Raw genomic sequence first — 12,551 nt, 5'->3', positions numbered from 1 at the left:
AGGCGGCGGGACTCGTCGTTTCTACCCATGGAGGCCAGCGTCAATCTGCCAATTCGGCAGTAGCGGCCTAAGAAGTGGGAAGCCTCGCCGCTTGCGGCGGGGAGCAGTCACTGAACGGCTAGGCTGTCTTGTTTCATTTTTTTGCACGGTGCGACCCGGCGTCGTCCCTTGCGCTCGCCTGACAGAGGCCGATTTCATGAGAAAAAAGAGTCATACCATACTGAACCGCATGAGCCTGTGGCAGTACGCCCTGCTGCTGCTGATGCTGCTCACCTTCACCTTCTACTCCCTGCCCACCTTCTTCGGTGAGCAACCCTCCCTCGGCCTCCATGGCCAGAGCCGCCTGAGCGGGGCGCAGCAGCGCCTGCTGCAGGAGCACCAGATAGCGCCCCAGCTGCAGATTGAGCAGAAGGAGCGGGTAGAGCTGGTGTTCGTCACCCAGGCCGAGCAGCAGCGGGCCAAGCAGTTGCTGGAGCAGCAGGGGGTGGACAGCGCCGCCCTCACCCTGGAGTTTCACTCCAATGCTCCGACCTGGATAAGCCAGCTCGGCGCCGATCCCATCAAGCTCGGGCTGGACTTGCGCGGCGGCTCCCAGCTGCTGATCGGGGTGGACGTGGATTTTGTCATCGACAACCAGACCAAAAACCTGGTGGATACCCTGCGCACCCGCTTCCGTGAGGCCAACCTGCGCGGCGCCAGCGTGATGCGCACCGCCCAGGGATCCGTGGCCGTCACCCTGCCGGACGTCGCCGGGCAGGAGGGCTGGCTCAATATCATCAAGGAGAGCGCCGGCACCCGTCAGGATCAGTGGACCCTCTCTCGCTCCGGCAATGAGCTCAAGCTGGTGCTGAGCGACGCAGAGCGCACCCTGCTGGTGAACAACGCCGTGACCCAGAACCTGTCGATCCTCAAGAAACGGATCAACGAGCTCGGCATCGTCGAGGCCTCGGTCCAGCGTCAGGGCCAGGACGGCATCCGCATCGAGCTGCCCGGGGTGCACAACCCGAAGCAGGCGAAAGAGGTGATAGGCGCCACCGCATCCCTGGCCTTCTACGAGGCCAAGGCCGACAGTCGCTTCTTCATGGCGGATCGCAACGGCCAGGCGGTCGGTCTGGCCCGCAAGCCGGTGCTGAGCGGCGAGCACATCGTCGATGCCTGCGCCAACATGGGGGAGATGGGCCAGCCCCAGGTCAACATAGTGCTCGACACCCTGGGTGGCAGCAAGATGAACCAGTTCAGCCGCCAGCACGTGGGCAAGCCCATGGCCACCGTCTTCACCGAGTACAAGACCAACGCCGAGGGCCGGCTTCGGGCCAAAAGCGAGGTGATCAACGTCGCCACCATACAGACCGCCCTTGGCAATCAGTTCCGCATCACCGGGATTGGCAGCCTGCCGGAGGCTCAGGAGCTCGCCATGCTGCTGCGGGCCGGCGCCCTCACCGCGCCGCTCAAGATCCTGGAAGAGCGCTCAATCGGCCCGACCCTGGGCTTGCAAAACATAGAGGCGGGCTTCACCGCGCTGGCGTTCGGCATGGCGGGCATGATGCTGTTCATGATGGCCTGGTATCGCAAGTTCGGCTGGGTCGCCATCACGGCGCTCATCGCCAACCTGTTGATGCAGGTGGGGATGCTGGCGGTGCTGCCGGGGGCCGTGCTGACCCTGCCCGGGATCGCCGGCCTGGTGCTGACGGTGGGCATGGCGGTGGATACCCATGTGCTGATCTTCGAGCGGATCAAGGACAGGCTGCGGGAGGGGGGCTCGTTGGCCAACGCCATCGATTTTGGCTATCGCTCGGCGTTTCGCACCATCTTCGATGCCAACATCACGACGCTCATCTGCGCCGTGGTGCTCTACGCCATCGGCTCCGGGCCGCTGCAGGGCTTCTCCATCACCCTGATCCTGGGGCTCATCTCCAGCATGGTGACCGGCATCTGGGGCACCCGCGCCATCATCAACCCCCTGTGGGGCAACAGCCGCGCCAAGCTGCTGAGGGTATGACCATGACTGACCACCTGTGTCATGACACCGCGCGTCCGAGCCAGCTCCGCGCCACTCGCTTCCCTGTGGGAAGCCTGCACCAACTGTCGAGGGAAGAAGAATGCTGAGAATGATCATTGCCATGGGCCTGACCCGCTGGCGTTACATCGGGATGTGGGCCTCGGTGCTGCTGACGGTGGCGAGCATCGCCGTGCTCGCCATCAACGGGCTGTCGCTCGGGCTCGATTTCACCGGCGGCATACTGCTGGAGTTTCGCATCCAGACCCTGAAGGAGGCCCACGAGCTCAACGCCCTGCTGAGCGCCCCCCTGGCCGGGGCCGTGGAGCTGCACGGCGCCGGTGTGCCCGGTGAATGGCTCATCAAGCTGCCTCCCCACGAGTTGCCCTGGGCGGCGGAGGATCTCGCGACCATGCTGGGGCAGCAACTCGCCCTGCCAGTGGAGCTGCTGCGTACCACCATAGTCGGCCCCCAGGTGGGCGCCGAGCTGTTCCAGCAGGGGATGCTGGCGGTGCTGGTGGCCTCCTTGGCCATCTCCGCCTACCTGGCGGTGCGCTTCGAGTGGCGCCAGGCCATCGGCATCCTGGTGTCTGTGCTGCACGATGGTCTGGTGGCCCTGGGGCTGCTGGCGCTGTTCAACATCGAGTTCGACCTCAACGTCATCGCCGGCCTGATGGCGGTGATCGGCTACTCGCTGAACGACAGCATCGTCATCTCGGACCGGCTGCGGGACCTGCTCGGTTCGCGCACCCAGATGGGGATCCACGACTGTTCCGATGTGGCCATCAAGGCCACCTTCAGCCGCACCATGATCACCTCGGGCACCACATTGTTCACCGTGGGGGCCCTGCTGCTGTTCGGTGGCGACGCCCTGTTCGGCTTCTCCTTCACCCTGTTCGCCGGCATCCTGGTGGGCACCATCTCCTCCATCACTGTCGCCTCGACGGTGCAGGAGCTGCTGGGGCTCTCGCCCCAGGCCTACCAGAAAAAAGAAGAGGAGCTGGTGGAGGCGGCCTGATGCCCTTGCCACATCCTGCATGCAGAACGGGCCCGAGGGCCCGTTTTTTATGCGCGTTATGCGCGCTTGGCGAAGCGGCTCAGAAGCCGGAGCCCGGTTGGCGCAAGAACTCGGCCTCCTCCGGGGTGCTGGTGCGCCCCAGGATGGCGTTGCGGTGGGGGAAGCGGCCAAAGCGCTGGACGATCACCTGATGGCGGCGGGCAAAGTCGGCGAACCCCTCGAAGGTCTCGCGCGCCGGGCCGCCAGCCTGCTCGGTCGCCAGCGCCTCGAACAGGGCCACGCTTCTGGCCTGCTGCTCCCGGGACTCCGCATGCTCCAGCGGCAGGTAGAAGAAGACCCGAGCCAGCGGGGAGAGGGCCTTGTCAGCGCCAAGGGACAACCCCCTGAGGCAGAGATCCCGGGCCTTGGCATCCTGGGCAAAGGCCGCCGGGGTATCGCGATGAATGTTGCGCGGTAACTGGTCCAGCAGCAGGATCAGCGCCAGCCTGCCCACCGGCACCTCGGCCCAGTGGGCGAGTTCGCCCTCTGCGGCGCCCTCTGCCAGCTCGCCGAAGCGGTGCGTCAGCAGCGCGTCCGTCTCGCTGCTCTTGCCCCACCAGAGGGGGGCTTGCCGGGCGGCGCGGGGAGCGTCGGCTGAGTCATCGCCAAACCAGAAATCGAGCAGAGGTTGCCAGGGTTGCATGGGTACTCCTTGGGCCTGGGGCCTTCAGGTGAAACAAGGCCGGTTGACCCTGTCATGGGGGCTGCCGAAAGGGCGGCTTCTCGTTACACTGTGCCATCTTTTGCCTGAAACAAGGAGCCCCCTCTGCTCGGCACTCGCGTGCGGCATCGGCCTGGCGAGATGGCCTGGGTGCCGGAGGGGATTTTCCCACTGAGATAAGGAATACCTGATATGGCCGGAACCAGTTTGTTGGCCCTGCTCGACGACATCGCCAGCGTGCTCGATGATGTTGCCCTGATGACCAAGGTGGCGGCCAAGAAGACCGCCGGGGTACTGGGGGACGATCTCGCCCTCAATGCGGAGCAGGTCTCCGGGGTGCGGGCCGAGCGGGAGCTGCCCGTGGTGTGGGAGGTGGCCAAGGGGTCGTTTCGCAACAAGCTGATCCTGGTGCCCGCCGCCATCGCCATCAGCGCCCTGATCCCCTGGCTCATCACCCCCTTGCTGATGCTGGGGGGCGCCTACCTCTGCTTCGAGGGGGCCGAGAAGCTGGCCCACAAGTTCCTGCCCCACGACCGCGGCGAGACGGCCTCGTCAGTAGAGGCGCTTCCGGACGATCTGGAGGCCTTCGAGCAGCAGAAGGTAAAGGGGGCGATTCGTACCGACTTCATCCTCTCCGCCGAGATCATCGTCATCGCCCTCGGCACGGTGCAGGGATCCAGCCTCGGCCTGCAGATCGCCGTGGTGGCGGGCATCGCCCTGCTGATGACGGTAGGGGTCTACGGCCTGGTGGGGCTCATCGTCAAGCTCGACGACATCGGTCTACATTTGCTGCAAAAACCGGATGCCGGCGCTTTGCGCCGGGCGGTGGGACGGGGGCTCTTGGTGACGGCGCCCCGGCTGATGCACCTGCTGGCGCTGGTCGGCACCATCGCCATGTTCATGGTGGGGGGCGGCATCCTGGTCCACGGCTGGCCCTTTGCCCATCACCTTATCGAGGGGGTGGCCGCCAGCCTGGCACCCCTGACCGGGGGCGCCGTGCTGGCCGCGGTGACGCCGACCCTGCTGAGCGCCCTGGTGGGGGTGGTGGCCGGTCTGCTGCTGGTGCTGGCCATGACCCTGGTGGGCAAGCTGACCCCCGCGAAACAGTAGCGGCGATCGCTCAGGCATCGCCTCCTGCCGACAGGGGGCGTCGCAGGTCGGATCTGCTGTTTGCTGACCAGAATGGGGGCTAGGCAAGGGCCGGCCCCCTTCGTACTATTTGGCGACCACTGCCCGCAGAGGCAGGGCCCCCACATGGACGCAAACAGACAAGGACAGTTATGACCACCACCCTCTGGCAGGATGACCACATCTATGCCGCCCCCGATTGCCCGGCGATCGACGCCGACTTCCAACGCGCCGCCGAGGCCCTGACCGAGATCACTACCCTGCTGGCCGCCTTGCCAGAGACCCGGGACATCAACCCCTTGCGCCACCTGCTTCGTGCCATTCGCCGCCAGGCCAATGCCGTGAGGAGACAAGCCTGGAACAGCCAGACCTTCGCCTACAACCGGCTCAGCCGCAACGGCCGCGACGAGGCCGCCCGGGTGCTGCTCTCCCGTGGCCAGCAGTTGCAGGCGAGGCTGGCCCAGCTCGTCAAGCCGGTGGCCCTGTTCTGGCTGAATGCCCCCGAGGATCAGGTGCGGGCCCTGCTGCAGGATCCCGAGCTGTTCGAGCTGGCCTACCTCATTCGCCACGATCGCCGGTTGCAGGATCAGGCCCTCTCCCTCGAGAGCGAGCAGCTGATCGAGGGGCTGGCGGTGGACGGCCTGCAAGCCTGGGGGGATCTCTACGACAGCCTGGTGGCCAGACTCAGGCCCGTGGTGGAGGGGGAGCCCATGGGGCTGGCCCAGGCGGACAACCTGCTCTCCCATCCGGACAGGGCGCGGCGCGCCAGTGCCTGGCACGGCATTCAGGCCGCCTGGCAGGCGGAGCAGGAGACGGTGGCCGCCATCCTCAACGCCATCAACGGTTGGCGCCAGGAGCTGGAGGACCAGCGTGGCAAGTCGCGCCGGCTCGATGCGCTGGATCTCTCCTGCCACCAGGGGACCTGGATCGCGCCACCCTGGAGACCCTGATGGCGCAGGCCGAAGCCCACAAGGAGCTGGGCAGGCGGGCCCTGCAGGCCATGGCTGGCGCCCAGGGGATAACGGACTTCGCCCCCTGGGATCTCTATGCCCCGCCGCCCGCCGCGGCGCAGATAAGGCTTGGCTTCGGACAGGCACTGACGCTGGTGGCCGAGGCCTTCGCCGCCTTCGATCCCGAGATGGGGGCCTTCGCCCGCATGATGGCGGATCGGGGCTGGATCGATGCCGTACCGAGCGACAACAGGCGCAGCGGCGCCTATTGCACCGAGTATGCCGATCCCGCCGAGCCCCGGGTGTTCCTCACCTTCGAGGGCACCATGGACAACGTCATCACGCTCGCCCACGAGCTCGGGCACGCCTGGCACAGCTGGCTGCTGCGGGACCTCCCGCTGGAGCAGCGGGACTACCCCATGACGCTGGCCGAGACCGCCTCTCTGTTTGCCGAAACCCTGGTGCGCGACGCGCTGCTCGCGCGCTCGCAGACCCGCGAGCAGCGTCTGGACATCGCCTGGATGGACGGGGAGCGGGTCGCGAGCCTGCTGCTCGACATCCCCTCCCGCTTCCACTTCGAACGGGCGCTGGTGGCAGGTCGGAGCGAGGGGTATCTGGGGGCGGGCCAGCTGAGGGCCATGATGAAATCCGCAAAGCAGCAGTGGTATGGTGACACCCTCAGCCAATATGACGAGCGTTCTGGGCCAGCAAGAGCCACTTCTCCATTGCCGAGTTCGGGTTCTACAACTACCCCTATCTGTTTGGCTACCTGTTCAGCCTGGGGCTCTATGCCCAGAAGGCGCGGGTTGGCGCCGACTTCGTGCCAGCCTATCGGGCGCTGCTCGCCGACACCGGCCGCATGAGCGCCGAGAGCCTGGTGGAGAAGCACCTGGGGGTCGACATTCGGGAACCCGCGTTCTGGGAGGAGAGTCTGCGCTATGTCGAGGAGGCGGTGGAGCGTCTCGAGCGACTGGTGTAGTCGCGAACCTTCCTGGGTTCCGGGAGGAGAGTCTGCGCTATGTCGAGGAGGCGGTCAGCCGCCTCGAGCGACTGGTGTAGTCGCGAACCTTCCCGGGTTCCGGGAGGAGAGTCTGCGTTATGTCGAGGAGGCGGTCAGCCGTCTCGAGTGGCTGGTGTAGTCGCCCGCATTTGATCCGGCTGGTGTTGCCGCCAGCCTTGGTATTTCTGTTCGTGGCCCTGGGGCCACCCCTGTTTCACGACGGGCCGGACCCGTCTCTGACAATGAGCGTTCGATGCAACAACGAGTCTACCCACAGCAGTGGCAAAATCAGCACATCTACCCCTCCCTCGACAGTTGCGTGCTGGAGGCGGACATGAGCCTGGCTCGCGCCAGCCTGGCGGAATTGAGCGGTTTTATCGAGGGATTGGCCGGGGTGCAGGGTAACCAGCCGGCCCGGCAGGACTTCCTGCGGGAGGTACGCCTGCGGGCCCGGCGCATCCGCGAAATAGGCTGGAACATCGCCGTGCTGGCCGCCTGCACGGGGAGCCAGGACGCCCGGGATCCCCTGGCCAAGCAGTTGGCCTCCCGCGCCCGGGCCCTCAATGCGGACTTGTTCAAGACGCTGGCTCCCATCGAAGATTTGATGCTGGGGCTGCCCGAGGCCGAGTTCGAGCAGCTGATGCAGGACCCCCTGCTAGGGGAGGAGGAGTACCGGCTGCGCCACGAGCGCCGCCTGCAGGATCAGCGGTTGCCGGTGGAGGCGGAGCAGCTGGTCATCGGCCTTGGCACCGACGGGCTGCACGCCTGGGGCAACCTCTACAACGATCTGGTGGGCAAGATCCGCCTCGTTATCGATGGCCGTGAGATGGGGCTGGCCGAGGCGAGCAACCTGCTCTCCAGCCCGGATCGGGCCCTGCGCAAAGAGGCCTTCGACGCCATCAGCGCCGGCTGGGAAGGGGAGCAGGAGACGGTCGCCGCCATCCTCAACGCCCTCAACGGCTGGCGCCTGGAGCTCTCGCGCCAGCGTGGCAAGGTGCGGACCCTGGATGCCCTGGATCTCTCCTGCCATCAGAGCCACATCGAGCGGGTGACCCTGGATACCCTGATGCAGGAGACCTGGCAGGCGCGCGGGCTGGGTCAGCGGGCCTTGGGGCTGATGGCCCGGCGGCTCGGCATCGAGGAGCTTGGGCCTGAGGATCTGTTCGCGCCGCCCCCGGCGAGCAGCCACCGCAGCATCCCGTTCGAGGAGGCGATCGAGATCATCGCCCTGGCCTTCACCGGTTTCGATCCCGAGATGGGGGAATTTGCCCGCATGATGGCCGAGCGCGGCTGGATTGATGCGGCTCCCACCCCGAACCGGCGCACCGGGGCCTACTGCACCAAGTTTGCCGATCCGGTGGAGCCGCGCGTCTTCATCACCTATGCGGGCACCATGGACAACGTCATCACGCTCGCCCACGAGCTGGGGCACGCCTGGCACAACTGGCTCATCCGGGACTTGCCCATGAGCCAGCGTAGCTACCCCATGACGCTCGCCGAGACCGCCTCCATCTTCGCCGAGACGCTAGTGCGCAGCGCCCTGTTCGAGCAGGCCCGAAGCGCTGAGGAGCGCCAGGCCATCGCCTGGGCGGAAGCCGACGGCGCCGCCACCTTCCTGGTCAACATCCCGGCCCGTTTTGACTTCGAGCAGGCCCTGGTGGCCGAGCGCGAGCAGGGCTATGTCTCCTCGGCCCGGCTCAAGGCGCTCACCGACGAGGCGTGGGGGCGCTGGTATGAAAAGAGCCTCAGCCGCTATCACCCTATGTTCTGGGCCGCCAAGGCGCACTTCTCCATCGCAGGCTTCGGTTTTTACAACTACCCCTACCTGTTTGGTTACCTGTTCAGCCTCGGCGTCTATCAGCAGCTGATAAGCCGTCAGGCCGCGGGTGAGCAGGATGTGGCACAGGCCTATCGTGCCCTGTTGCGGGACACCGGCCGCATGAGCGCCGAGGAGCTGGTGATGAAACACCTGGGGCAGGATATTCGCGAGGCGGCCTTCTGGCAGGGTAGCCTGGCCCTGGTGGCGGCGGCGGTGGATCGCTTCGAGCAGACCCTGAGCTGAGGCCGGGCGCAGGCAGGGCAGCGCGCCTGCCCTCGTCAGGGGCCTGGCGTCCCTTTTCCCCTGCCTGGCGCGCCCAAACGGGGTGGGGAAACGATTTTCCGGCGGCAGGGGGCGTGATCCAAAGCAAGAAAGTGCGATGTTTTGGTGGCGCCTCGGCGGTTCGCTGGGGTAGTTTCGATAGAACCGACACAGTTTTTGAGGTCTTATCCATGATCATCTATCTGCATGGCTTCGATGCCACCAGCCCCGGCAATCATGAGAAAGTGCTGCAGTTGCAGTTTATCGATGATGATGTGCGCTTCGTTCACTACAGCACGGTTCACCCGCGCCACGACATGAGCCACCTGCTCAAGGAGGTGAAGAAGCAGCTCGACATGAGCACAGACCCCAAGCCGCTCATCTGCGGGGTAGGGCTCGGCGGCTACTGGAGCGAGCGGATCGGGTTTCTGTGCGGTATCAAACAGGTGGTCTTCAACCCCAACCTGCACCCGGAAGAGAACATGCAGGGCAAGATCGACAGGCCGGAAGAGTACGAGGACATCGGCACCAAGTGTGTAACCGAATTTCGTAATAAAAATTCAGGAAACTGCCTGTGCATCCTTTCCGTTCAGGATGAAATCCGCGATAATCGGGACACTGAACGTGAATTGAAGAACTATTACGACATCGTATGGGATGAGCGCGAGACCCATAAGTTCAAGAACATCTCGCACCATCTGCAACGGATGAAGGCCTTCAAAGAAGCCTGAGCCATCACGTCAACCGATTTCGTTTTAGGGAGCCAATGGCTCCCTTTCGTTTTGAGGAACCAAGGAAAATCATCATGATGAATATTGTCGTTGTAGGCGGTGGCGCCGGCGGTCTCGAGCTCGCGACCAGCCTGGGCCGCAAGCTGGGCAAGAAGAACAAGGCCAGGATCACCCTGGTGGATCGCAACCGCACCCACCTGTGGAAGCCTCTGCTGCACGAAGTGGCCACCGGCTCCATGGATGCGGGCATCGACGCCCTGAGCTACCAGTCCCACGCCAAGAACCACGGCTTCGAATTCCAGCTCGGCAGCCTGACCGACATCAAGCGCGACGAGAAACGCATCGTGCTGGCGCCGATCCACGACGAGAGCGGCGCCCTGGTGGTCAACGAGCGGGAACTGGCTTACGACGTGCTGGTGATGGCCATCGGCTCGGTCTCCAACGACTTCAACACCAAGGGCATCAAGGATCACTGCATCTTCCTGGACAGCCCCTCCCAGGCGCACCGCTTCTACAACAGCATGATGAACCGCTTCCTGCAGTTCGCCACCGAATACCAGCCCGGTGACAAGGTGAAGATCGCCATCGTTGGTGGCGGCGCCACCGGCGTCGAACTCTCCGCCGAACTCTACAACGCGGTCGAGCAGCTTTACGCCTACGGCTTCAAGAACCTCACCACCGACAGCCTCAAGGTGACACTGGTGGAAGCGGGTCCCCGCATCCTGCCGGCCCTGCCGGAGCGCATCAGCGGCTCCGCCCACCAGGAGCTGGTCAAGCTGGGTGTGGACGTGCGTACCGCCACCATGATCACCGAAGCCACTGCCGAGGGTCTGCACACCAAGGATGGGGAGCTGATTGAAGCAGACCTCATGGTGTGGGCCGCGGGCATCAAGGCGCCGGACTTCATGAAGGAGATAGCGGGCCTCGAGACCAACCGCATCAACCAGCTGGTGGTGAAAGAGACCCTGCAGACCACCCGTGACGAGAACATCTTCGTCATCGGCGATTGCGCCGCCTGCCCGCAGCCGGACGGCAAGTTTGTGCCGCCTCGCGCCCAGTCCGCCCACCAGATGGCGACCCAGGCATTCAAGAACATCCTGGCCAAGATGAACGGCGGCGAGATGAAGCCCTACCTCTACCATGACCACGGCTCGCTCGTTTCCTTGAGTCGCTTCTCCACCGTGGGCAGCCTGATGGGCAACCTGATGCGCGGCTCCATGATGGTGGAAGGCTACATCGCCCGCATCGTCTACATCTCCCTCTACCGGATGCACCAGGTGGCCCTGCACGGCTACATCAAGACCGGCCTCATCATGCTGGTGGGCCGCATCAACCGGGTGCTGCGCCCGAGCATGAAGCTGCACTGAGCCCTGAGTGGCAAGGTGCGATGGCAAACAAAAGGCTATGTCCCAATTACGTGTTGCATGGGGCGCCCCAGCGCCTCATGCAGGCAACGTGGGACATTCACTTCCCGCCCGTAGCGCTCCAACATCCTTCGCCAACCCAGATAATTTCTCAGATAGTGGGTCGCTACCCCATGGAACCGCTCCATCCACTCCTTCAACCGACGGTGATATCCGTTTACATGCTGGATGTGGTACGCACCAACCACACGCTCGCCTTGACGATTGCGCACGACCTGATGGGTCACTCCCTGCGCTTTGCTGAAACTGGCATACACCCCGGCACCGTCGCTACACAACACCGCATCTGACGAGACAAGGGGTGTCAAAACCGCTATCACCGTCTCGGCATTCATTTTCTCCAACTGAAAATCCGCATGGTGACCAGCCCGGTCCTGAACCACCATCACCGGGATGTAATCCGGCCCTGTGCCTCGGGTACGGCCTTTGCCCCCACGGTGGCGGGCCGGGCGGGGCAAACCACGTTGTCCTTTAAACGACTCCAGGAAGAAAGTCTCATCAACCTCGACGATACCCCCTTCCCGTGCCGCCTGGTGATTCGCCATGGCTTTCAGGAAGCGGTGACGCCACAAGAAGGCGGTGTTTTTACAGACCCCGCAGCGGACGGCAGCCTGTCGGACGGTCAGACCGTCGATGAGGGCCTGGGCGTAGTCTTCCCAGCATTGTGCCTTGCGAAGTCGGGCCAGAGGCGTCTTGGTGAGAACGGAACTGGTGCGCAGACACTGCTTGCAGCGATAACGACGCAGCCCTCGACTCCAACCCCAGGGAGCCAACTGCGTAGCCTCGGCCTGGCAGTGAGGGCAACATTGGCAAGGGGGAAGTTGGGTGGCCAACGAGGTGATGGGGTGAGGGGTAGTGAGTTCATGTTGCGCGAGTCGACGCTGGCGCAAGGTGAGCTGTGGGAAGAGAGAGAGTAGATGTTGAAAGGCTTGGGTATCCATAATGGAGGCCCTCAGGGTGATGACCTACTTCAAAGGTTAGCCTTTCAACATCTAATTGGGACAGCGCCAAACAAAAGGAGAGGCTCGCCTCTCCTTTTTTATGGCCGTCTTTGAGAGCTGCGATCCGGCAGGTGTCGCCGGGTCGCAGCCAGCGCCTGTCCGCCTATCCCCTGTGGCCGGTTATTCGCGGTAGGGGGATGTTGCCTGCCGCAGGTTTGGGGTAGTCTGGAGCCCATTTTCACCCCAAGGAGCGCAAGATGATCCTCTCAACCACCCCCACCCTGGAAGGCAAGACCATTCGTGAATACCGCGGCATCGTCTTGGGGGAAGCCATCCTCGGCGCCAACATCTTCAAAGACCTGTTCGCCGGCATTCGCGACATCATAGGCGGCCGCTCCGGAGCCTATGAAAAAGAGCTGGCCCGGGCCCGGGAGATCGCTTTCGAGGAGCTCAGGGAGCGTGCCGCCGCCCTGGGTGCCAACGCCGTGGTCGGCATCGACATCGACTACGAGGTGGTGGGGCAGAACGGCAGCATGCTGATGGTCAGCATCAGCGGCACCGCCGTGGTGGTGTGAGGCCGCTT

The 12,551-nt window shown here is 64.3% G+C and carries 9 protein-coding genes and 1 pseudogene; 8 read left to right on the top strand and 2 right to left on the bottom strand.

What is annotated here, in order from left to right; genetic code table 11:
• The first annotated feature begins 196 nt into the window (after positions 1-196).
• Both secD and secF read left to right on the top strand, forming a co-directional pair.
• Positions 197-1,999 (top strand): protein translocase subunit SecD, encoded by a 1,803-nt coding sequence (gene secD, locus ACB039_RS19755; RefSeq protein WP_371166274.1) that lies wholly within the window; start codon positions 197-199, stop codon positions 1,997-1,999.
• A gap of 100 nt (positions 2,000-2,099) precedes the next feature.
• Positions 2,100-3,014 carry a protein translocase subunit SecF gene (secF, locus tag ACB039_RS19750; RefSeq protein WP_171269622.1) on the top strand — a complete coding sequence of 305 codons (915 nt, stop codon included), beginning with the start codon at positions 2,100-2,102 and terminating at the stop codon, positions 3,012-3,014.
• A 79-nt stretch (positions 3,015-3,093) separates the two neighbouring features.
• Here secF and ACB039_RS19745 read toward each other — a convergent pair whose 3' ends face one another.
• A complete protein-coding gene (locus ACB039_RS19745; protein WP_005331588.1) occupies positions 3,094-3,696 on the bottom strand; it encodes a DUF924 family protein in 603 nt (200 codons plus the stop codon).
• Positions 3,697-3,906: 210 nt separating this feature from the next.
• Here ACB039_RS19745 and ACB039_RS19740 point away from each other — a divergent pair, with 210 nt between their 5' ends.
• The 5 genes and pseudogenes from ACB039_RS19740 to ACB039_RS19720 all read left to right on the top strand — a co-directional run bounded on the left by ACB039_RS19740 (position 3,907) and on the right by ACB039_RS19720 (position 10,970).
• A complete protein-coding gene (locus ACB039_RS19740) occupies positions 3,907-4,824 on the top strand; it encodes a DUF808 domain-containing protein (protein ID WP_041205454.1) in 918 nt (305 codons plus the stop codon).
• A 170-nt stretch (positions 4,825-4,994) separates the two neighbouring features.
• Positions 4,995-6,771, top strand: a pseudogene (locus ACB039_RS19735) (M3 family oligoendopeptidase).
• A gap of 274 nt (positions 6,772-7,045) precedes the next feature.
• Complete coding sequence (locus tag ACB039_RS19730) at positions 7,046-8,854, top strand: M3 family oligoendopeptidase (protein ID WP_005331593.1); 1,809 nt, start codon at positions 7,046-7,048, stop codon at positions 8,852-8,854.
• Positions 8,855-9,063: 209 nt separating this feature from the next.
• Complete coding sequence (gene ycfP / locus ACB039_RS19725) at positions 9,064-9,603, top strand: alpha/beta hydrolase YcfP (RefSeq protein ID WP_005331594.1); 540 nt, start codon at positions 9,064-9,066, stop codon at positions 9,601-9,603.
• A gap of 74 nt (positions 9,604-9,677) precedes the next feature.
• Positions 9,678-10,970 carry an NAD(P)/FAD-dependent oxidoreductase gene (locus tag ACB039_RS19720; protein ID WP_371166273.1) on the top strand — a complete coding sequence of 431 codons (1,293 nt, stop codon included), beginning with the start codon at positions 9,678-9,680 and terminating at the stop codon, positions 10,968-10,970.
• 35 nt (positions 10,971-11,005) lie between these two features.
• Here the strand turns inward: ACB039_RS19720 and ACB039_RS19715 are convergent, their stop codons facing one another.
• Positions 11,006-11,968, bottom strand: coding sequence for an IS1595 family transposase (locus ACB039_RS19715; protein WP_201035211.1), 963 nt, complete (start codon positions 11,966-11,968; stop codon positions 11,006-11,008).
• Between the two features lie 257 nt (positions 11,969-12,225).
• Between ACB039_RS19715 and ACB039_RS19710 the strand changes: the two genes are divergently transcribed.
• A complete protein-coding gene (locus ACB039_RS19710) occupies positions 12,226-12,543 on the top strand; it encodes a heavy metal-binding domain-containing protein (RefSeq protein ID WP_371166272.1) in 318 nt (105 codons plus the stop codon).
• The last annotated feature ends 8 nt before the right edge of the window (positions 12,544-12,551 follow it).

This window comes from Aeromonas sp. S2(2024) (assembly GCF_041402505.1).
Taxonomy (GTDB): domain Bacteria; phylum Pseudomonadota; class Gammaproteobacteria; order Enterobacterales; family Aeromonadaceae; genus Aeromonas; species Aeromonas media.
Note: the sequence above shows the minus strand (reverse complement) of the source record. Positions and strands in the feature narration are given on the sequence as shown.

What these genes read in the sequence shown, in the direction of transcription:
- ACB039_RS19730 (WP_005331593.1), top strand. Translation starts at nt 7,046, where the DNA reads ATGCAACAACGAGTCTACCCACAGCAGTGGCAAAATCAGCACATCTAC.
- ycfP (WP_005331594.1), top strand. Translation starts at nt 9,064, where the DNA reads ATGATCATCTATCTGCATGGCTTCGATGCCACCAGCCCCGGCAATCAT.
- secF (WP_171269622.1), top strand. Translation starts at nt 2,100, where the DNA reads ATGCTGAGAATGATCATTGCCATGGGCCTGACCCGCTGGCGTTACATC.
- secD (WP_371166274.1), top strand. Translation starts at nt 197, where the DNA reads ATGAGAAAAAAGAGTCATACCATACTGAACCGCATGAGCCTGTGGCAG.
- ACB039_RS19715 (WP_201035211.1), bottom strand. Translation starts at nt 11,968, where the DNA reads ATGGATACCCAAGCCTTTCAACATCTACTCTCTCTCTTCCCACAGCTC.
- ACB039_RS19740 (WP_041205454.1), top strand. Translation starts at nt 3,907, where the DNA reads ATGGCCGGAACCAGTTTGTTGGCCCTGCTCGACGACATCGCCAGCGTG.
- ACB039_RS19710 (WP_371166272.1), top strand. Translation starts at nt 12,226, where the DNA reads ATGATCCTCTCAACCACCCCCACCCTGGAAGGCAAGACCATTCGTGAA.
- ACB039_RS19745 (WP_005331588.1), bottom strand. Translation starts at nt 3,696, where the DNA reads ATGCAACCCTGGCAACCTCTGCTCGATTTCTGGTTTGGCGATGACTCA.
- ACB039_RS19720 (WP_371166273.1), top strand. Translation starts at nt 9,678, where the DNA reads ATGATGAATATTGTCGTTGTAGGCGGTGGCGCCGGCGGTCTCGAGCTC.